Origin of the sequence: Luteimonas viscosa, assembly GCF_008244685.1 — a bacterium.
Taxonomy (GTDB): domain Bacteria; phylum Pseudomonadota; class Gammaproteobacteria; order Xanthomonadales; family Xanthomonadaceae; genus Luteimonas; species Luteimonas viscosa.
Genome location: NZ_VTFT01000001.1, coordinates 2,138,693 through 2,159,676, shown reverse-complemented (window position 1 = coordinate 2,159,676; position 20,984 = coordinate 2,138,693). Strand labels below are relative to the sequence as shown.

The 20,984-nt window shown below is 61.7% G+C and carries 19 protein-coding genes; 16 read left to right on the top strand and 3 right to left on the bottom strand.

Going from position 1 to position 20,984, the window contains the following annotated elements; genetic code table 11:
* Positions 1-282: 282 nt before the first annotated feature.
* Positions 283-1,290: an integron integrase gene (locus FZO89_RS09535; protein WP_149103029.1), complete on the bottom strand. Its 1,008-nt coding sequence runs from the start codon at positions 1,288-1,290 to the stop codon at positions 283-285.
* Positions 1,291-2,709: 1,419 nt separating this feature from the next.
* On the opposite strand from FZO89_RS09535, the gene FZO89_RS09530 reads away from it, so the two are divergent.
* The 9 genes from FZO89_RS09530 to FZO89_RS09480 all read left to right on the top strand — a co-directional run bounded on the left by FZO89_RS09530 (position 2,710) and on the right by FZO89_RS09480 (position 14,415).
* Positions 2,710-3,084 (top strand): DUF4180 domain-containing protein, encoded by a 375-nt coding sequence (locus FZO89_RS09530; protein ID WP_149103028.1) that lies wholly within the window; start codon positions 2,710-2,712, stop codon positions 3,082-3,084.
* 74 nt (positions 3,085-3,158) lie between these two features.
* Positions 3,159-3,419 (top strand): hypothetical protein, encoded by a 261-nt coding sequence (locus FZO89_RS09525; protein ID WP_149103027.1) that lies wholly within the window; start codon positions 3,159-3,161, stop codon positions 3,417-3,419.
* A gap of 840 nt (positions 3,420-4,259) precedes the next feature.
* A complete protein-coding gene (locus tag FZO89_RS19055) occupies positions 4,260-4,670 on the top strand; it encodes a DUF6228 family protein (protein ID WP_222928107.1) in 411 nt (136 codons plus the stop codon).
* 4,412 nt (positions 4,671-9,082) lie between these two features.
* Positions 9,083-9,406: a hypothetical protein gene (locus FZO89_RS09505; RefSeq protein ID WP_149103024.1), complete on the top strand. Its 324-nt coding sequence runs from the start codon at positions 9,083-9,085 to the stop codon at positions 9,404-9,406.
* Positions 9,407-10,731: 1,325 nt separating this feature from the next.
* Positions 10,732-11,424, top strand: a complete 693-nt coding sequence (locus FZO89_RS19050; RefSeq protein WP_149103023.1) for an alpha/beta fold hydrolase — start codon at positions 10,732-10,734, stop codon at positions 11,422-11,424.
* A 534-nt stretch (positions 11,425-11,958) separates the two neighbouring features.
* Complete coding sequence (locus FZO89_RS09495; RefSeq protein ID WP_149103022.1) at positions 11,959-12,279, top strand: hypothetical protein; 321 nt, start codon at positions 11,959-11,961, stop codon at positions 12,277-12,279.
* Positions 12,280-12,337: 58 nt separating this feature from the next.
* Entirely contained in the window at positions 12,338-12,652 is a 315-nt protein-coding gene (locus FZO89_RS09490; RefSeq protein WP_149103021.1) for a hypothetical protein, read from the top strand.
* Between the two features lie 564 nt (positions 12,653-13,216).
* Positions 13,217-13,645 carry a hypothetical protein gene (locus FZO89_RS09485; RefSeq protein ID WP_149103020.1) on the top strand — a complete coding sequence of 143 codons (429 nt, stop codon included), beginning with the start codon at positions 13,217-13,219 and terminating at the stop codon, positions 13,643-13,645.
* Between the two features lie 404 nt (positions 13,646-14,049).
* On the top strand, positions 14,050-14,415 hold the full coding sequence (locus FZO89_RS09480; protein WP_149103019.1) for a hypothetical protein: 366 nt from the start codon (positions 14,050-14,052) through the stop codon (positions 14,413-14,415).
* A 48-nt stretch (positions 14,416-14,463) separates the two neighbouring features.
* On the opposite strand, the gene FZO89_RS09475 is transcribed toward FZO89_RS09480, so the two are convergent.
* The gene (locus FZO89_RS09475; protein WP_149103018.1) at positions 14,464-14,811 is read right to left on the bottom strand and encodes a hypothetical protein; all 348 of its coding nucleotides are present in this window, start codon (positions 14,809-14,811) and stop codon (positions 14,464-14,466) included.
* Between the two features lie 191 nt (positions 14,812-15,002).
* Between FZO89_RS09475 and FZO89_RS09470 the strand changes: the two genes are divergently transcribed.
* From FZO89_RS09470 to FZO89_RS09440, 7 genes are all read left to right on the top strand, one after another.
* Positions 15,003-15,419 (top strand): OsmC family protein, encoded by a 417-nt coding sequence (locus FZO89_RS09470; RefSeq protein ID WP_149103017.1) that lies wholly within the window; start codon positions 15,003-15,005, stop codon positions 15,417-15,419.
* Between the two features lie 206 nt (positions 15,420-15,625).
* The gene (locus tag FZO89_RS18515; RefSeq protein WP_187471108.1) at positions 15,626-16,087 is read left to right on the top strand and encodes a GNAT family N-acetyltransferase; all 462 of its coding nucleotides are present in this window, start codon (positions 15,626-15,628) and stop codon (positions 16,085-16,087) included.
* A 224-nt stretch (positions 16,088-16,311) separates the two neighbouring features.
* Complete coding sequence (locus FZO89_RS09460; protein WP_149103015.1) at positions 16,312-17,106, top strand: alpha/beta fold hydrolase; 795 nt, start codon at positions 16,312-16,314, stop codon at positions 17,104-17,106.
* A gap of 195 nt (positions 17,107-17,301) precedes the next feature.
* On the top strand, positions 17,302-17,862 hold the full coding sequence (locus FZO89_RS09455; protein ID WP_149103014.1) for a YdeI/OmpD-associated family protein: 561 nt from the start codon (positions 17,302-17,304) through the stop codon (positions 17,860-17,862).
* A 209-nt stretch (positions 17,863-18,071) separates the two neighbouring features.
* Positions 18,072-18,437 carry a hypothetical protein gene (locus tag FZO89_RS09450; RefSeq protein ID WP_222928106.1) on the top strand — a complete coding sequence of 122 codons (366 nt, stop codon included), beginning with the start codon at positions 18,072-18,074 and terminating at the stop codon, positions 18,435-18,437.
* Positions 18,438-18,616: 179 nt separating this feature from the next.
* Positions 18,617-19,147, top strand: coding sequence for a GNAT family N-acetyltransferase (locus FZO89_RS09445; RefSeq protein ID WP_149103012.1), 531 nt, complete (start codon positions 18,617-18,619; stop codon positions 19,145-19,147).
* Positions 19,148-19,204: 57 nt separating this feature from the next.
* Positions 19,205-19,687: a GNAT family N-acetyltransferase gene (locus tag FZO89_RS09440; protein ID WP_149103011.1), complete on the top strand. Its 483-nt coding sequence runs from the start codon at positions 19,205-19,207 to the stop codon at positions 19,685-19,687.
* Between the two features lie 105 nt (positions 19,688-19,792).
* On the opposite strand, the gene FZO89_RS09435 is transcribed toward FZO89_RS09440, so the two are convergent.
* The gene (locus tag FZO89_RS09435; RefSeq protein WP_262378594.1) at positions 19,793-20,920 is read right to left on the bottom strand and encodes an alpha/beta hydrolase; all 1,128 of its coding nucleotides are present in this window, start codon (positions 20,918-20,920) and stop codon (positions 19,793-19,795) included.
* Positions 20,921-20,984 lie beyond the last annotated feature (64 nt).

Sequence of the window (20,984 nt, the reverse complement as noted above, 5' to 3'; positions counted from 1 at the left end):
GGCAGGCGACGCTAGCATGCGCACGGCTTGCCACGGCACGCGAAAACGCTCATGACGAGCGACGCCTTCTGATGGTGCGGCATCAGGACAGGCTCGGGTCAAGATGCCATCCTCGCAACGTTCCACCGAGACATCGCCCTGGTCGATCAGTGGCCGGCCGCATCGCACACGCGTCATGCAATGACCCGGCGCGCGATGCGCACCCGCAGTGCAGTACGCGCATGGCGCATGCCGTCGCGGCCACGTGCGCGTGGCCGGCATCCGCCGGGCGATGCCCGCGCCTCAACGATCCAGCGGACTCAGCACACCGCCGGCGCCGCGGTTCAGGACGTGCGTGTAGACCTGCGTCGTCGCCAGGTCCTTGTGGCCGAGCAGTTCCTGGATGGTGCGGATGTCGTAGCCCGCCTCGAGCAGATGGGTGGCGAAGCTGTGGCGCAGCGTGTGCGGCGTGACCGGCTTCGCGATGCCGGCCCGCCCGGACGCGCGTCTGACCGCGCGCTGCAGGACGTTCTCGTCGAGGTGATGGCGCTTGATGCGTCCGTCCCGCGGGTCGCGGCTGCGACGCGCGGCGGGAAACACGTACTGCCACTGCAACGCGGTGGCGGCAGACGGATACTTGCGCGCCAGCGCATGCGGAAGCGCGACCTCGCCGAAGCCTTGGGCCACGTCCTCCGCATGCAGGATGCGCACCGCATCGAGCTGGCGCTGCAGCGGATCACGCAGGCGCGACGGCAGCATCGTCCGCCGATCCTTGCCGCCCTTGCCCTCGCGCACCGTGATCTCGTTGCGTGCGAAGTCGACATCCTTCACCCGCAGGCGCAGGCATTCCATCAGCCGCAGCCCACTGCCATACAGCAGCCCGGCCATCAGCCCGTCGCGACCGCACAGCTGCGACAGGAGCCGGTCGGTCTCCTCCAGTGATAGCACCACCGGCAGCCTCGGTGGACGTCGAGCCCGCACCACGTCCGCCATCCACGGAAGGTCCATGGCCAGGACCTCGCGATACAGGAACAGGATCGCCGACAGCGCCTGGTTCTGGGTACTCGCGGCGACATGGTCCTGCGAGGCCAGCCGGGACAGGAAGGCCTCCACCACCTTGCCGTCGAGCGTTCGCGGGTGACGCATCCCGCAAGCGCGGATATACCGGCGAATCCAGTACAGGTAAGCCTGTTCGGTGCGCAAGCTGTAGTGTTTCAGCCGCATCCGGGCACGAACTTCGTCCAACAGGCGCGGCGCCGCCACTGCAGCGTCCGTCCGGGATACGCCGGTCTCCTTGCCGCCATATCGCATTGATCGGCCTCCTTGCCGGATATCCAGGCCATGCTCGCACCCACCCACTCCCGTCGCCATCGTCCCAAGGCGATGATTTCCGTAGGATTTCCCTGATTGACTCCATCCCGATGCCGGAGCAGAGTCGGCGCTACACCCCAATGTGGGGTCTATTAGTAGTTAGACCGCTGGAGAGTGCAATGAAATCTGCCTTGGCAATCGCTGCATTGCTGCTGCCAACCTCCGTTGTTGCGGGCAATGGCGGCGGCGCTGTTCCAGATCGCTTTCTTGGCTACTGGGTCGGAAGCCCTGACTCTTGCGGGTCGGACGCGGACGATATGGTTCTACGCATTGCGCCGCGGCATATTTCCTACTGGGAAAGCGAAGGCCCAATCAGAGCCGTCGTGACTCGCGGAGACGCTGAGATCGCTCTGATCTCTGAGCTATCAGGTGAGGGAGAGACATGGCTTTCCACTGCAACGTTCAAGCTCTCGCGAGATGGGCGTCAGCTGACTGACGACACGTCTGTGCCAGGTCAGCAGTTTGTACGTTACAAATGCTCTAGAACTGTGGGCGCGCGGTCTAACAATTCGTTCAAGCCGAACCCGCTTCGCGGGTCGGCTTAACTCAGGTGTTAGGCCGCATGAAAAGCACATCGCATGTGACACCTCGCTTGGATTTCTTTGCGCGAATCATCTGTATCGCGCTCGGCTTTGCATTGGCTGCAGCTGCTTGGCTTGCCTACTCAGGCGGCGGGCCAGGGTTTGCCTACTGGCTCTGTGGTGGTGGGGCGCTGGTCCTGTTGGTGGCGGGGACTTTTGGGCCGCAAAGGCTGCGCCTAGGATTGGTCGGGTTCTTGCCTTGGTTCTAGGCCAAGAGCCGCCTAAAGCGGGGGTCTTGCGGGGCCGCGGTTCTCGTCGCATGCTGCGGCCTAACAGTTCGTTCAAGCCGACGCCGCTTCGTTACACAAAGCACATGGCAGGTACAGCTTGCCATGTGCTTTGTTCCACTACGCGGCGCGGCTTAACTCAGGCGTTAGGCGGCACGCTGCAGTGTCGTTCCCCCGCTCTTCTTCGCGACCTGATCGGCCAATGTGCTTTCAGCATCGTTTTTGGCTTCGGGCAGTGGGTCGCAAGCGCGCCGGGGCAGTGCGTCGCGGCCGCCTTCGGATGGCTGGACTCAGCGTCGCGGTCGGACCGCCCATCGCCGGCTCCGGCCAGGTCCGGGGACAGGTCCCGGGCCGGCGCACCCGGACGCCATTGGCTCCGGCCACATCCCAAGCCAAGAGCTTGCCGCACCCCGATTTTCGTCGTAGCGTTCCGCCTAACAGTTCGTTCAAGCCGACGCCGCTTCGTTACACAAAGCACATGGCAGGTACAGCTTGCCATGTGCTTTGCTCCACTACGCGGCGCGGCTTAACTCAGGTGTTAGGCGGCACACATGAAGTTTCAGCTAGTCCAAAATTCTGATCCAGGCGTCATAGAGTGCATCGCCGGCATCACGGACGTCCGAGATTCAATGGAACTGGCTTATGCCTGTAGTGACGCTGACACTGACTTGCTGCTCATACATGCTGGAGCACTGCCCTCGGAGTTCTTTCAGCTCCCCACCGGCTTCGCCGGGGAATTCGTGCAGAGACTTGTAAATTTCCGCCTGCGTACTGCTGCTGTCTTTGACCCAGATGGATACTATCCGGAGAGATTCCGTGAGTTCTTGCTGGAGGCGCGTCGTCACCCACAGTTCCGCGCCTTCGATAGCCAGCCGGACGCGCTGGCGTGGTTGGCGGCATCGGCAGTACAGTCGGGTGCCGCCTAACAATTCATTCAAGCCGAAACCGCTTCGCGGTTCGGCTTAATTCAGGCGTTAGGCCCCACGTGGTGAATATCTCGATGACAGCAGAAGATCTCGCTCGACGCGCCATTTCACCCACCGACGTGCGCGCGGACGGTACGTTGACGCTGACGCGTAGCTACGGGGTGTACGAGCTTTCGCCAACTGCGACGGCGACGCGGCGCTTCAGGCTCGGCAACCACCCGGTCAGGATGCTCGAGCTCGAACGTGAGTTCGGCAGCTGCAAACTCGTTTACCTCTTCCTGCATCGTACAGATGCAGTAGCTATGGCGGCGGCGCTCAACGGGCGCGTGGCCTAACCATTCATTCAAGCCGACGCCACTTCGTGGCGCGGCTTAATTCAACTGTTAGGCCCCACATGAGACAGCGTGTGATCTTTGTAGATGTCGATGACACATTGGTACGCTCAGTCGGTACGAAGCGCATTCCAATGCCGAATGTCATCGCCGACGTTCGCTCGCTGTACGAGTCAGGCGCAGCTCTCTACTTGTGGAGTTCTGGCGGCGGCGAGTACGCACGGCTATCGGCCGTGGAACTCGGCATCGAAGACTGCTTTCAGGCATTCTTGCCAAAGCCTGATGCATACGTGGATGATCAAGAGGTTAGCGAGTGGCGCTACTGCAAGCACGTCCTTCCGGGCAATGCAGGTGGGGCCTAACAGTTCATTCAAGCCGACGCCGCTTCGCGGCGCGGCTTAACTCAGGCGTTAGGCCTCATGCCATACATTCAAGCGATCCTTTCGGACCCGTGGGTGCTCGCAGCCCTTGCGCTGCTCATACCGGGATTGCTCATTGCTGTTCTCCGGCGCCCCGAGAACCCCGTATCTCGCAAGCACGCCATCTGGGTGCTTTGGGCCGTCTGCTTTGGGCTTCTCGCAACTTGGAGCATGCGGCAAGAGAGACTAGTTATCGCGGGCGGTCTCGGTCCGTCCAAGGATCAATCGGTTGCAGTTCCGGTTAAAGGCACCATCCGGTACGTCGCACCGGTATTGGCGTACCGCCATGGCTCATCCATGTGGTTGCTGCTCATATGCGGTCTTGGCCTTGTCGCTGCGTACAAACTTGCGCGCGTCGGGGATGAGGCCTAACAATTCATTCAAGCCGAACCCGCTTCGCGGGTCGGCTTAATTCAGGTGTTAGGTGCCACTGGAGACTCCCCTGTTCTCAATCCACTCAAACTCGTCAGATCGGGAGCTGGCTTTCCTTTCCTCTGGTAAGGACGACTACTTCACAGTGGAGCTCCGGGGCTCTTCTCTCCAAGCCACGCAGACGGTCTATGCGTACACGGACGGATTGGGGCTTGCTCGCCTCTTCGCCCGATTGGCGGCGTGCGAGCGTCCTTGGAGCGGCGAGGAGCGATGGGAATCATTGGAGGGAGAGTTCTCACTCTCGGCCCACTGCTCCTCACTCGGCATCGTCACCTTTTTGGTCGCTATTCTTGGCCTTGCGGGGGCTCCGGAGGAGTGGCGTGTTTCCGCCTCGCTTACAACCGAGCTCGGTCAGCTGCCAAATATCGCAGCGGGTGCTCACGGGTTCTTCGGTGGCACCTAACAATTCATTCAAGCCGAACCCGCTTCGCGGGTCGGCTTAATTCAAGCGTTAGGCCGCAAAGAGCAAAGGCGAGCAGTAGCACTTGCACCTGCTCGGCCAGCGTATCGCGTCGCAGAGCATCCTTATGCTCCGGTCGGCCTGTCACCGCACGGGACAGATCCGCCGACCGGTTGCTGGTCTCCGGGTGCTTGGCCGCCGGCTAGGCAGTGGGCAGCCCGCATCGCGGGGCACGCCCTGGCTTCGGTAAATTCCCTGCAGCTAGTTCCTCGCCGCGCGCTCACAGTCCTAGCCTAGGACGCATCCAGAGCAAAGGCCTTGCACGCCCCCTGTCTGTCGTCGCATGCTGCGGCCTAACAAATCATTCAAGCCGAACCCGCTTCGCGGGTCGGCTTAATTCTGGTGTTAGGCCGCTCGGTCGAGCATCCCATGATCTGTGTGTGGTCATGGCAGCTGCACTCTACTAGCGCAAGCCTGCTGCACCAGCTGGGCGCGCCGCAACTTCATTCCCGATCGGTCGTAGGCGCAGCCCGCTGGCCGGCGTCATTGCGCGCAGCAATGGCGTTCCCGAGCGTGCTTGGGGCAGGCCTGCCGTGGCTGCGGTTTGGGGTACAGTTTCGGCAACGGGACCCGGCCGTTCCGTCGCCGGCGCCCTAACCATTCATTCAAGCCGAACCCGCTTCGCGGGTCGGCTTAATTCAAGCGTTAGCCGCCTATGAAACACGTCGAAGCATACGTTGCACTGCTAGCCGCCTGCGTTTTGGGTGGCTGCAAGAGCGAGGCGCCAAAGCCAACGACGGTATGTGAAGCTGCAGCAGACCTTGAGGCTTACCGCGGCCAACTTCTGCAAGTCAGTGGTGAGGCCCGCATGGACAGGCACCACTCCTTAATTACAGACCCGGCCTGTCCGGGCAAAGCTCTGTACCTCACCGCGTCCCAAGCACCCGAGGACGCGGTCAGCGTCGCATCGTTCAGTTCGGCGCTAGCTGATACTCTGGCCCCGGGTTCGGACCCGCTACGCGGAGACTTCGAGGGCCGTGTTGTACCAAGTCCGCGGCTTGAACAGGGGTTGGTCTTCGAGGTGCGAGCGGTGGCTGCGTCATCCGGGCGCGGCGGCTAACAATTCATTCAAGCCGAACCCGCTTCGCGGGTCGGCTTAATTCAGGAGTTAGGCCCTACACCGAGCATCAGCGCGAGGAGAGAAAAATTGTCCCGTACCGTAGTCGCACTGAACTTGGCCCTCTCACTCACAGCAATTGCGATCTCCTCCTGGGCGCTCACGAGCTCAAACCGCGCCGCTAGCACCGACAGGGTAATTACTGCTAGAGGACTGATCATTCAAGACCCTTCGGGTAACGCCCGCGTGGTACTTGGAGCACCAGTGCCTGATCCGGTCGTCCGCGGTGAGGTAGGCAAGCGTGTTGCCCCCGCCTCTGGTCTCCTGCTGTTCGGTCCCGATGGAAATGAGCGTGGCGGTTACCTGACCGTAGATGAGGGGGGAGAAGCTGTGCTCACCCTTGACTCCGCTGACGGCAGCGCCGAGGTCTTCAAGGTTGTCGCAAATCCAGATGCGGGGGCGTCGCTATTTGTCCTCCATCGTAATGGTGCCGGAGCTATGGTCACGACATATCAAGGGCACCCAGAGTTCCAGTTGATAGATAGCAATGGTGTAACTCGTTTTTCTAAGCCAGATCAAGCGGCCGCGGCGCAATAGCCAAGCATGGCCTAACAATTCATTCAAGCCGAACGCCACAAGTGGCGTCGGCTTAATTCAGGTGTTAGGCGGACTGGCAGCGCCTCTTCTGCCAGATATGGGGGAAATGTAATGAACCTTGCGACCAAATACTGCGTATCTCTGTCCGTCATGCTTGTAGCACTCGGGCCGGCCGTGGCGTTCGGACAGAGCTGCCAGCAAGTCGGGAACTCTGTGATCTGTGACAATGGAACTTCCTACCAGAAAGTAGGTGACACAATCATCGGGTCCGACGGCAGCAGCTCCCAACGAGTCGGCAACACTCGTATCAACTCAGATGGATCCTCGTCGCAGCAGATTGGTAACACTCGGATCAATTCTGATGGATCCTCATCTCAGAGGGTTGGTAACTCCATCATCAGGTCGGATGGTACGAGTTGTCAGATCATTGGTAACACAACTATCTGCAACTAGATTAGAGCCGCGCCTTCGGGATACCCCGGCGCCTAACAATGCGTTCAAGCCGAACCCGCTTCGTTACGCGGCCCAGGCGGCAGGTAAAGCTTGCCACCTGGTCCACTTCACTGCGCGGGTCGGCTTAACTTAGGTGTTAGGCGGCATGGTCAAGTTCGCATGCACATCCTGTAGGGCCATGATCGACACGGACCGAGATCGCGTGCGTGTTCCTCATGTGGACGCAGAGCAACGTATTGGGCGCACAACCAATGAGTATAAGTGTGCAAGCTGTGGAGCCTTCTATGCTCTACGGTTCCGGGTTACTGGTGTCCTTGCTTACCTAGCGGCAGCTCCGGTTCTTGTCCTGGCGCTAGCGTCGTATGCTCCAGAGTTGGCGGCAAAGACCGGCTCGTGGTTGGGGCGTGTTGCCTACCGGCCTGTCCAGACACTGCCGCCTAACCATTCGTTCAAGCCGACGCCACTTCGTGGCGCGGCTTAACTCAAGTGTTAGGCGGCGCATGAAGCTCCTCTTCGTTCTGGCGATTCTCGGATTGACTGGCTGCGCGTCAATCGGCCAGAGGTGCGAGAGCTTAGCTCCCGCCTCAAAGGGCTGGTCACCCGTCCCTACACCGCCAGAGGCTACCGCTATGCTCGCCTCGATTTCTGAGTCACCAGGCACACTGGTCCGCTGGTATCAGGGAGTGTCAGGCCAGTACCGTGCGGTAAGCTGCGCGCCATGCTCAGGCGTCGCTTATCAATTCGTGCAAGTCAACGGGCGGTGGGAAAGCGACGTCGATGCTTTGTCGTACTGCCACTAGCAGCACCGCCTAACAAATCATTCAAGCCGAACCCGCTTCGCGGGTCGGCTTAATTCTGGTGTTAGGCCTCATGTCAGCAATCCGCGCTATTGAACGAGTCAAACGGCCGCTGATCGTTGTGGAGATCTTGGCGATCGTTCTCTTCGCCGCAGAGCTTCTGTATCTGAGGAGCTTGGGCACACACCACCCAAGCCTAGCAGCGGGCTTGGCCTTCTTACTGCCGCCGCTTGCGATTACGCTTTGCTTCTTTCCACTGTGTTATCTCGCTTGGTTTCGTGGTCAAGATGCTCCCGCCGTACGTTTGCTCAAGCAAGGCTTCTTCTGGTTGCTAGCGCTGGTGGCAGCTTTCGCGTGGCTCGGGATTCTCACGGCTTCCAGCGGGCTGCTCCGTGAGGCCTAACCATTCATTCAAGCCGACGCCACTTCGTGGCGCGGCTTAACTCAGGTGTTAGGCCGCTCGGTCAGGCCTCCCATGATCTGTATGTGGTCACGGCAGCGGTACCTTACTCGCGCAAGCCTGCTGCTACAGGTCGGCACGCAGCAGCTTCGTTCCCGATCGTTCGTAGGCGCAAGCCGCTGGCTGCCGGCATTCCACGGGGCGCGTCATTCCCGAACTGTCCCTGGGCAAGCCCCACATGGCGACCGGTTGGCGTACAGTTCCGGTAAGGGGGCCCGGCAGTTTCGTCGCCGGCGCCCTAACTATTCGTTCAAGCCGAACCCGCTTCGCGGGTCGGCTTAACTCGGGCGTTAGGCAGTCAGGAGGACGTATGAAGTCTAGTTCCCTCGGAAAGATTACCGGCATCGTCGGCGTTGCTATCGCCGTCTTCACTGGGACAATCATTGTCCAAAGCTCTACGTTCGGCCCACACAGCTGGCTTCTTTTGCCATTCGCAGTCGGCATTCTTCTGGCGGCTTACGGTCCAGTGCTTAAGCTACAGCAGCAAGTAGAGGACCTGCAGAACAGGCTTCCCGGCAGCGATGCCTAACAATTCATTCAAGCCGACCCCGCTTCGCGGGTCGGCTTAATTCAGGCGTTAGGCGGCACAACATGCATCCTCAGCAGTGCCCACATTGCAAGCAGCACTGTCTCGGGTTCTGGGCCAAGTTGGGTCTTGGGCCAGCCCGCAAGACGGCCTGCGCTTCCTGCGGAAAGATGGTGAGCGTCCCCTGGTTTCAATCTACGCTTCACTTCTTGGTTCTGGGATTCATCCCTTTGATCTTCGTACTAGTCGCTATCAGTCTTCTAGACTCTGCGCCTTCAAGTTGGCTCGCCGTTGCACTTCCAATTCTTGGGGTGGTAGCCGGCACAGCAGCGGAGGCTTGGTTGTACTATCGATTTGTCCCATTGGTGGCACGTGCCGCCTAACAATTCATTCAAGCCGACGCCGCTTCGCGGCGCGGCTTAATTCAGGCGTTAGGCGGCAGAAACCTGGTGTTAGGCGGCAGAAATGACTGTCAGTAGTGCTTACCGGAAAGCAAAAGTAAAAACCAAGGCTGTCGGCGCATTCTGGCTGCTTGTTTGCGGCGTCTTGCTTGCAAGCTCTATTGCGCTTTACCAGACTGACTTGGCTAAGCGCTCACACCCAGACCCGGGAAATTTGGAACTCTTTGCCAGCATCTTCAATGCCATGTTAGCTATTCCATTCTTGATCTGTGGACTGGCACTGGTCACGGGGCAGCGCAACTCTATGCGTTGGATTACTGTCCCCAGCTATTTCGTTCTGCTCGCGGCATACTCCCTCTGGACAACTAGAGACTGGTATGCCGCCTAACATTTCATTCAAGCCGACGCCGCTTCGCGGCGCGGCTTAATTCAGGCGTTAGGCCCCACATGAAAGAACTCATGCTTCTCGTAGTGGCAATTGCTCTTTCTGCTTGCTCAACCTCTCCAGTCAGTAGTCTTCCTTCACTTTGTGGATCTGGGACAGCCGAGCAATGGCAGTTGGCTGCCGCTCCACCACCAGACGCCGATCGTCTTGTGGCGCTCGCAGATTCAAGCCCCAACTTTCCTGCCGGCCGGTTGGACTATCCTGTAGAGCAATGGTTTGTGGCTCCTTCCGGCAAGCACATGCTTTGCCGCAAGGAGACAAGTTCTTGCATGGGTGAGTGGTGGCAGTTTCAAGTCACTGACGATAAGCCGGCCATAGCCAGGCAGGACGCATGGATATGTGTCACTGGTGTGTGGCCTAACAATTCGTTCAAGCCGACGCCGCTTCGCGGCGCGGCTTAACTCAGGCGTTAGGCGGCTCTGGAGACGCTGATGGAACTGACGTTTTTAGTGATTGCGATCGTTGTGCTCCTCAATGCCGTTGCTTCGGTGGTTGTTCTCCGCGTACCAGTACTCTCTTCATCGCAACGTTCGCTGCAGCTGGCTTTCATTTGGCTCGTGCCAATCATTGGCGCAGTCGTTTGCATGGCTTTCGCTCACTCTCAGTCCCTTGGCGCCACATCGCCAAGCACACTAGACCCGCTCTACACTCCATCGGATGGTGGCGCCCCAGATGGTCCCGGCCTTGGGATCTGTGGTTGCAGTGGTAGCAACCCTGGTGGGGGCGGCGCAGGAGATGGTGACTAGTGCCGCCGCCTAACAATTCATTCAAGCCGACCCCGCTTCGCGGGTCGGCTTAACTCAGGCGTTAGGGCTCAATGTCAGAGTTCATTGCGTGTGCAGTGCCGATCTTCGCTTCTGCAGCCTCGGTGCCGGAGCTCGGACGACTAGATTATGACCTCTGGACGCTGCGGATAACTTTGCACTTCGGTGACGTACCACCGAGCTATCTGACCTTCAAAGGGCTGTCTGGATTCCGGGTCCTACGAGAGGGAGACTTGGTAGAGTACTGGGGCCCCAGGCGTCCTGACGGTTGGCTCTGGGAGGTTCAATCGGGCGGATGGCGTGACTTTGAGTCGCAAAGGTCGGGTTTCATCAGCGGAGGTATGCAGGGCATCCGAGAGTTCCTGGTGGTTGGGCAAGTGGACTGCGTTAGTGTTCTCTCGTCGGCCATCCCCGAGTTCACGCGGATTGAGCCCTAACCATTCGTTCAAGCCGAACCCGCTTCGCGGGTCGGCTTAATTCAGGCGTTAGCACCCTAGAACCAACATGACCGCACTTGTGGTTCTTCCTGGCCTAGACGGCACTGCAACCCTCCACGCAGAGTTTGTGGCGTCTGTGGGCCCAGCATTCGAGTCGGTCACTGTCGTTCCGTATCCGCCCGACGAGGCTCTCGGCTACGTCGCACTCGAAGCACTTGTCAGGGCTCAACTACCGGCAGCCACACCATTTGTCCTCTTGGGCGAATCATTCTCTGGCCCCGTCGCGCTCTCCATCGCGGCAGATCCGCCGCCCAATCTCGTTGGGCTGGTTCTCTCCACAACCTTTGCCAAATCTCCAACACCGCTACTATCGCCCTTCGCGGCGCTAACTAGCATCGCGCCAGTGCGCGCCGTACCAGTTTCTCTTCTGTCATGGCTGCTGTTTGGCCGTTGGGCTACGCCGCAACTGGAGGCGTCACTGCGGAGTGCTCTGCTAGCTGTAAGTCCTGCCGTACTCAGGTTCCGTGCCGCCGCGGCCATGCGAGCCAATGTATCGGCCAGTCTTGGCTCAATTGCTGTGCCTGTCCTCTACCTGCGCTCTAGCCACGACAGATTGCTTTCTCCGGCCGCTGGCCGGCATATTCTCTCGGAAGTTCCGCAATGCACCACCGTGGACATCGCGGGGCCTCACCTCCTGCTGCAGACGGCGCCAAAAGACTGCGCCCGCGCTGTTGGTGCCTTTGCTAGGCTCCTCGGCTAGGGTGCTAACAATTCATTCAAGCCGACCCCGCTTCGCGGGTCGGCTTAATTCAGGCGTTAGACCGCTGGAGAGTGCAATGAGGACTGCCTTAGCAATTGCTGCATTACTGCTGCCACTCTCAGTTTTAGCGGGTAGTGACGGAGCCACTGTTCCAGATCGATTTTTGGGCTACTGGGCCGGAAGCCCTGACTCTTGCGGCTCGGACGCGGACGATATGATTCTTCGCATTGCGCCGCGGCGCATATCTTACTGGGAAAGCGAAGGCCCAATCAGAGCCGTCGTGACTCGCGGAGACACTGAGATTGCCCTGATCTCCGAGCTATCCGGCGAGGGAGAGACGTGGCTTTTCACTGCAAAGTTCAAGCTGTCTCAAGATGGGCGGCAGCTAGTTGACGACACGTCTGTGCCAGGCAAACAGTTTGTACGTTACAAGTGCTCAGGCACAGTGAATGCGCGGTCTAACAGTTCGTTCAAGCCGACACCGCTGCGCGGCGCGGCTTAACTCAAGCGTTAGGGCTCAGGAGACAGACCGCAGTGACCGAAGTTGAAGAACGAAAGCTGCTGAAACAACTACTGACCGCCCTCGACGAGACCACTCAAAAGAAGTGGTCTTGGCAGGCGTTCGCCATCAACGCCGTATCCTTCTGTACTTTGACTGTCATTGCCCTCTGGATGCTTCAGAATCCCCAGCTCATAGATGCACCACGAGTTGTCTCTCTCTTAGGGGCCGTGTTCGCTGGAGCCATGATCGGTGCACTCAGCACGTGGAAACTTCTATGCAAGAATGGTGATGTCGTCCGACGCTACATCGACGCGGAAAGGGTGCATGCACGGCTTGCCGAGCTTGAATCCTAACAATTCGTTCAAGCCGAAACCGCTTCGAGGTTCGGCTTAACTCAGGCGTTAGGCGGCAATGACACTTCGTATCATCCGGGTCGGTTCATGGCTTTACGGCGGGTCGGTTGATACGCCCGTCGACATCGTCGCGCTTGACTACGACTACTGGTACAAGCTCGGGGAGGCTGACTGCGCACTGGAGCCTGGAGAGACGCCTGAGCCTCTGGGCCAAGGCGGCTTTCTGTACTACGCGCGGTTCCGGCACGCCCTTGAGACCTCTGAGCCAACTTGGCCAGACTCGCCCGGCTACAGCACAATTGCTCAAGCGGTTGCACATGCGGAATCAAAGGTCACGGGCGGCATCGTCTGGCAAGACGCGGTTGCCGCCTAACAATTCATTCAAGCCGATGCCGCTTCGCGGCACGGCCTAATTCAGGCGTTAGGCCGCATGGCCAGTTCTTGGTTACCGTCGCGCTCGTGATCTTCATTTCCGGCTGTGCACCACCGCGCTGGATTGAATCCTTGTGCCGCGGGCAACCGGACACGTGGAACGTAAGCGACAGAGACTTGGAGGCGCTCCTGGGACCTATGAGCGATACGCAGCTTCTAGACGTTGCTGCGTGCAATATGGCCACTTCTCACCCTTCTATGCATGGGTTCCCCGATCACTTCGTGACCGATCGCTCCACGTCAATGGAATTGGCGCTCCTTGAGAGGATAGAGGCTCGCGATCGAGGTTTAATTTCCATGGGGTACATGAGCCTTCTAGCGGAGATGACAAGAAAGAATCCTCACGCCCTGTCAGCTCGGCAACGAAAATCTGCATTGACCCATTGCAATCGTCTCTACTCACAGGGCCATGACTTATGCAGTTCACTTTAGTCGGTCTGCGGCCTAACAATTCATTCAAGCCGATGCCACTTCGTGGCACGGCTTAACTCAGGTGTTAGATGCTATGCGCAACTTCATCGCCCTCGTGGTGTTTTCTCTTGTGGCTTCGCCCGCCTACGCTTGCGGCTGCAGCAAACCAAGAACTCCCGAGGAAGTGCGCGACCAGTTAGTTTTCAAGGGCCGTGTCGCATCGGCAACGAAGAACTCGGGCCATGGTCGCGGCTTCTACGTGGAAAATGGAACGCTGTTTCTGGACGTGGCTACTCGAACGATTGTGTTTGACGTAATTGAGCAACTACGCGGTCCCAAGCGAGAGAGAGTCACTGTGAACTTCAACGAAGGTGGCAGCACATCCTGCGATCTGGAAGATCTTTCATTTGAGTCGGGTGACTTGTATCTCATCTCCGTCTATGCACCAGACATCTCAGGCAGGAAAGATCGGCCCAATGAGCAGTTCTCAAACAATTTCTGCAACCTCAGAGAGCGCATCTAACAATTCATTCAAGCCGACGCCGCTTCGCGGCGCGGCTTAACTCAGGCGTTAGGCCGCTGCATAGACAACAAGCCACAATGAAGTGTCCCCATTGCGCCAGATCAGTCAGCGTTTTCTCCAAATCTATGAATCGCCTTACGAAGAAAAAATGTGCCCACACTGCGCTAAAGGCGTGAGAATTGGACTAGATCCATTGCTCTTCTTTGTATTCCTTATCCCGGCGGTCCTTATCTGGCTCCTACTTCACCCATGGTTAGGAGATGCTTCAACCGCTCTAATCGGCATTTTCTTGCTTACGGCATCATTCCGCCTCGGGCCAGCGGCCTAACAATTCATTCAAGCCGACCCCGCTTCGCGGGTCGGCTTAATCCAGGGGTTAGGCGCCATATGGGCATTCCAATCCCATGAACAAGGAGTCGCAGGTTCACCGCGAGCTAGAGGACTGGGCAACGGCTCGTGGCCTGATGTGTGAAAGCTTCGAGCGCTGGGATGCACATATCATCCGCGCTCTATTCCAGGATTCTGGCGGCGACATTTATGAGTTCTGGGCGGCCGCTGATGAGTCGTCGGGCGCAAATGTGGGAGCATGCTTGGTCAAACGGGGCGGCAAGAAGTACCGAGCTTTGCACCACGAACGAGAACGGTTCTCCCACGTCGAGCATGTGCCTGCGGGCCCTATCGCGGCCGCCTTAGAATCTTGCCTGGATCAGGTGCACCAATGGGTCAGCGCCGCAGGACACCAGCCGGTGGTTCCCACAGCTGGCGCCTAACAATTTGTCCAAGCCGACGCCGCTTCGCGGCGCGGCTTAACTCAGGCGTTAGGGCTCATGCGCACATTGTCGTGGCGGATAGATTGCCTCATGGCTTTTGGGACTGGGTTCGCCTTGCTGCTGGCAACGTTCATTCTTGGTGACCGGATTTATGCGGGTATCTGGTACTACCTGATTGCCTGGTTCGGTCTCGTAGGCTTGGTGCAGATCGCCAAAGCACCGCCTTTGCTTGCAACCGGTGCCGCTGTGGCACTTGCCGCGTCCTTCCTCTTTTACTGGGCGTACCAAGCGTCTTTGCCGCAGCCCGAAGGCCTGCTTGGCCTCGGCCACTTGTTCTCGCTGCCCGGTCTTGGCATCGCCGCTGTCATAGCCGCCGTTATCGCGCGTCGGCGTCATGCGTCCTTGGACAGCATTTGCCGCCGGCCTACTGGCCTGCTGCGCTGGGTTCGCCACTGCCCAGTTCGTTGTATGTCGATCCGTGGCGTACTGTGGCGCGCTGTCTGGGTACGTGGGATGAGCCCTAACAATTCATTCAAGCCGAAACCGCTTCGCGGCGGGCTTGTGGCCGTACGGAGGTAAGCTGGCGCATGGAAATCTCAGCCCACATCCGCAACGCCCCGAGCGAGCACGAGGTCCGGCTTCGTACCGACGGGACAGCCCAGCCACTGGCGGTGTCGGCCAAGGCGTCTGGGCAAGGGAGCAGCGTCAACGGGGGCGAGTTCCTGATGGCGGCACTGGCCACCTGCTACTGCAATGATCTCTACCGGGAGGCTGCCCGTCTGGGCATCGTGGTCACGGGGTGCGAGGTGGTCGCGTCCGCGCGGTTCGACGGCGTGGGCCTGGCGGCGCACTCCATGGTCTATTCGGCAAGGGTGGAGTCGTCGGCCACGCCGGAACAGATCGAACGGTTGCTCGAGGAAACGGACCGCCTGGCCGAAGTCCACAATACGCTCAGGGCCGGATGTCCGGTCCGGCGGGTCGCATGGCATGGGCATGCGACCTGAGCATTCATTCCAGCCGATGCCGCGTCGCGGCCCGGCTTGCCGCGGGCATCGGTCGTCATGACGAAAGACAGTGTTGTGGAACGTTTACGTTTGCAGTTCCGCTTGCGTCTCCAGGCGTTCCGGGAACAAGCCGTCCCGGCCGACTCCGCTCCGCGGCGGGGTTCGGCGCAGGCACAGCACTCACACGCCATCCATCGCGCAGGCACATGACGGCTGACGTCACCTTCAGGCCGTACTCGCGAAGCGGCAGAGCGGCATGCCTGGGCATCTTCGATGCGAACTGCTCCGAATTCTTTGCGCCGAACGAACGCGATGACTATGCGGCCTTCCTTGACAAGGATCCGGCCGGTTATGAGCTTTGCATCGTCAATGGGCAGGTGGCCGGCGCTTTCGGGCTCGGGGGCACTGGCACCCGGCGCGCGGGCTTGAGCTGGATCATGCTCGATCCCCGATTCCAGGGTCTGGGTATCGGGTCAGCCGTCATGGCCAGAGTCCGGGCGCTCGCCGGTGCGGCCGGGCTGGATGTCGTGGACATCGCAGCGAGCCACAAGTCCGCGCCGTTCTTCGCCAGGTTCGGGGCGATCACGACGGGAACCATTCGGGACGGTTGGGGCCCAGGCATGCATCGCGTGGATATGGTGCTGCCGATCCGGAAATCGGACGATTGATGCAGGGGCCCGTCATGCAAAGGCAGTCGATCGACCCTTCGCGCGAGCGGGACCTTGGCCTGCAGACCGGCGGGACGCGGGGGCGTTGCGTCTCATCGTTTAAGGCAACGTCGCATTGTGACAAGGACCGGTTCGGTACAGGGCTCCACTCGTCCCATGGCCCCGGCCATCCTGCTGCGCGCGTCATTGCGATGACGTGCTGATCAGGGAGAAGACTTCACAGCATGACCAGACTCGATCATCAGGGCGGGGAGTTCCTCGAGCTCGACGATGCGCGCATCTACTACGAGACCACGGACACGTCCCCAGGGCCGACCATCATCCTGCTGCATGGCGGTCTCGGCAGCATGGAGGAATTCATACCGATATTCGACCTGGTCTCCGGTTCGTTCCGCATCGTCGCGGTGGACATGCGCGGCCACGGAAGATCGTCGCTGGGAACCAGGCCCCTCACGTACCGCCAGCACCAGGCGGATGTGCAGGCCCTCATCGCGCATCTGGGCCTGGAGGAGTACTCGCTGCTGGGCTGCAGCGACGGCGGCATCGTCGCCTACCGGATCGCGGCGGGCAATCCGGCGGTGCGGGCGCTCGTCACGATCGGAGCGCAATGGCGGATCTCGCGGCAGGACCCGTCGTTCGACATGCTCGCAAGCGTGACGCCGACGACGTGGGCGGAGATGTTCCCCGATGCACCGGGAAGGTACGCGGCACTCAATCCGCAGGGCGATTTCGCCCGGCTGGTGGAATCCTGCGTCGGTCTCTGGACCGACCCGGGTCCGGCGGGCTACCCGCAGGACGCGATCTCCCGGATCGCCTGTCCGACCCTGATCCTGCGGGGCGACGGAGATTTCCTCCTGTCGCTGTCGGAGGCGGCGCAGGCCCGGGACCGGATTCCGGGCGCATCGTTCGGGAACATTCCGTTCGCCGGGCACGCGGCGCTGGAGGATCGTCCGGAGATCATCGGACGCATCGTCCACGACTTTCTCCTCGCGCCGGAAAAGGTCGCGCCCGCAGCCTGACGGCGCGGGCCATGGAAGGCCCGTCGGCCGCAGGCGCGTACCTGTCGCACCTTTGGGCGGCCTCTCCGGATTCGGGGTCGGACCCTTCGGCATGAGCGCGACGGACGCCCGTTCCCATGCCATCGGTCATCTTGATCGGGCACGCCATCGGTCGTTCAATGACAGCCGGTGATGCGTGTTCTCGAGGCCAGCGCAATGACGACCGCGCCCATCTACTTCAAGGACGCAGTGGAACTGCGGCAATGGTTCGCCAGGCATGCACCGACTTCATCGGAGCTGGTCGTGGGCTTCATGAAGACCGGCAGCGGCGCCGCCGGCCTGACCTGGTCCGAGGCCGTGGACGAAGCACTGTGCGTCGGCTGGATCGATGGCGTGCGCCACCGGGTCGACGACCTGAGATACAGGATCCGCTTCACCCCCAGGAAGCCGGGCTCGAACTGGAGCGCGGTCAATATCCGCAAGGCCGAGGCGCTCCACAAGCTGGGCCGCATGACGCCCGCCGGCCTGCAGGCCTATGCGGCGCGCACGGAAGCGAAGTCGCGGACTGCGTCCTACGAGCAGCCGGAGGTCGCGTTCTCCACGGCCGAGCTGAAGCAGTTCAAGGGTCACGCGGCCGCGTGGCGATACTTCGAGGCGCTGTCACCCGGCTACCGGAAGAAGATCACGTGGTGGGTGGTCAGCGCGAAGCAGGCCGGCACACGCAGCCGCCGACTGGCCTCGCTGATCGAAGCCTGCGCCGAAGGCCGCCGCCTGTAGGACGCGGCCGCAACCATTCGAGCGGTGCCGCGTCCGCGGTACCGCGCTCCCATCGTTCTCCACACCAAGTGAGCGCCCACATGCCATCGTTGCAGAGCGAGCAGCCACCGCAGGACTTCGATTTCGCCGTCGGCGACTGGCGCGTCAAGCATCGGCGGCTGCGGGAACGGCTTGCGGGATGCACGGAATGGGTGGAGTTCGACGGGCAAATGTCGACGCGCAAAGTGCTCGGCGGCTACGGCAACGTCGAGGACAACGTGCTCCACCTGCCGGAAGGAACCTATCGGGCGCTCGCGCTGCGTTCGTTCGATTCACGGGAACGGCAGTGGGCCATCTGGTGGCTGGATGGCAGGGCGCCCGGGCGGATCGACGTGCCCGTGGTCGGCACGTTCGAGAACGGTGTAGGCACCTTCTTCGCGGACGACACCTTCGATGGCGTGCCGATCCGGATCCGCTTCCACTGGTTCGCCACCGACCCGGCGCGGCCGAGGTGGGAGCAGGCGTTCTCCAGCGACGGCGGGGCGACCTGGGAAACCAACTGGACGATGGATTTCGTACGCGCCGGTGCCTGCTAGCGGCAGGACTCGCCTGTGCGACCGGGCTCGATGCGACATCCGCCTGCCGCGGGGGCACCGCACCCGGGCACGCAGGTCCCTGGCGGCATGCCTCCCGGCACGGCTGCCGCCGGCATGGGGGGACGGGAAGGACACCGGCATGACGGGCGACCATCAGGCGATACAGGGTGAGCGAAACGATGACGAACGACACCCGCCTCAGGCGGTGTACCCCGGGCGACGAGTCCGCGCTGGCGCTGGTGGGGGGCGCGACCTTTCTCGAGACCTTCGCGGGCATCCTCGATGGCGAGGCGATCGTCGCGCATTGCCGGCACGCGCATTCGGTGGAGCAGTATGCGGCGTGGCTGGCGAGCGGCGACCATGCGGCCTGGCTGCTGGAATGCCGTCCGGGTGGGGCGCCCGTCGGCTACATGGTGCTGGCGCCGGCGCAGTTGCCACTGCCCGATACCACCGGCGATCTCGAGCTCAAGCGCATCTACCTGCTGGACCGGTTCCGTGGCGGCGGCCTCGGCACGCAGCTCGTGTCGGCCGCCATCGCACATGCGGCGGGCGCGGGGGCACGCCGGTTGCTGCTCGGCGTGTACGCGCACAACGCGTCGGCGATCCGCTTCTACGAGCGCACCGGGTTCACCCGGCTGGGCGAGCGCAGGTTCAGGGTGGGGAACGAGGACTACGATGATCACATCATGGGCAGGGTGCTGGGTGCCTGAGCGTTCACCGGGGCGAGTGCGCGGTCGCCCCGCCTTGCTGCACGGGAGCCGGCCGCGATGACATCGACCGGGATCGCGCTGCAGCAGGCGGACCAGCCGGAACTGGTCGCGATCGCGCGAAGCCTGTTCCGCGAGTACGCGCACGCCATCGGCACGGACCTGGAGTACCAGGGATTCAGCGCCGAGCTTGCGGCGCTGCCGCAGCCGTATGTGCCGCCGCGCGGCGCACTGCTGATCGCCAGTGCGGACAGCGGCGTCGCCGGCTGCGCTGCGCTGCGGCCGCTGGACACGCGCGTGGCGGAGATGAAGCGGCTGTATGTCCGGCCGGCCTTCCGCAGCTGGGGCCTGGGGCGGCGACTGGTCGAATCGATGATCGCCGCGGCGCGCGAGGCCGGCTACGAGGAGTTGCGCCTGGACACCCTGCCCAGCATGGCATCGGCCCAGGCCCTCTACCATCGCCTGGGCTTCGTCGAGATTGCGCCCTACAACGATGCGCACCTGCCGGGTACGCGCTTCTACCGTCTCGCGTTGCAGGCCTAGCGCGACCTGCGCGGTCACGCCGCGGGTCAGGCCAGCGCCGCGGGCATTGTGCGACCGCGGCGCGGTCGCCCGGGCCCCCATGCGCACGAAACGAGCGCCTGCCCGCTACTCGCGCACCAGCGGCCGCACGGTGTCGAGCAGGCTGAGCAGGGTCCTGCCCGGCTCTTCCCACGGGATCATGTGCGCGGAACGTTCGAACCACACGCCACGCTTGTACGGCGCGTCGACGCGCGACAGCCATTCCGCGGTCGGCTGCGAGGGCGTGGTGTAGTCGTGGCGGCCCATGAACATGACCACCGGGATCGGGAACGTGCGCACCGGCTTGAAGTCCACCTGCACGAACTCGTCGAGCAGCCGTTCGAGGGTGAACAGGCTGCCGGCGTTGATCGCGGTACGATCCTGCGCGTCGTAGTCGGGGGACAGGCGCGCGGCGCCGTAGAACCACAGGTTGGTCGCATCGCGGTGCGCGGCCATGCCGCCGTAGTGCTGCGGCCACTTGCGAGCGGCGACGATGCGCTCGCGGGTGAGGGGCTGGTCGCCCGGGTACGGCAGCAGCACCTCGATCTCGCGCACGGCGTCGTCGTCGCCGCGGCGCTTCGCCTCGGCCAGCCCGTACTCGATGCTGATGCGCTCGTTGTCGCGCACGTTGATCACCTGGCCGACGCCGACGTAGGCGTGGAACAGGTCGGGGCGCGCCAGCGCGGCGTGCATCGCCGGGATCGTGCCCCAGCTGTGCGCCATCAGGACCAGCCTGTCCTTGCCGAGCCGCGCACGCACGTGCTCGGCGACGGCGACCAGGTCGTCGACGTAGGTCTGGATGCGGATGGTCCGCGCGACCGCGTCCGAATGGTCCTCGCGATACGTCTTGCCCGCGCCACGCTGGTCGTAGTGGACCATCGTGAAGTATTCCTCGAGCGGGCGCTGGAACTGCCACAGGCTGGGCATGGTCGGCGACGCCGGGCCACCGTGCACGAACAGGATCACCGGATTGGCGCGGTCCTGGCCGCGGATGCTGATCCACTGCTCGACGCCGTGGATCGGGGTGCTGTAGGTCTCCTGCACGCCGTCGGGACCGGGGATGCGCATCAGGTCCTCGACCACGGCCCGCGCGCGGGCGGCATCGTCGGCCGCTGCCTGCGGGGCCTGCGCGCGCGTGGGCGCGGCCGCCAGGGCGGCGCAGGCGAGCAGGAACGTGGCGATGGCGAAGCGGATGCGCACGGTGCGGGCGGTCAAGATCGTTTCCTCCAGTCCTTTCCCACAGCAGATACGTCCACCGGGCTTCCGGTTGCAGCGCGAC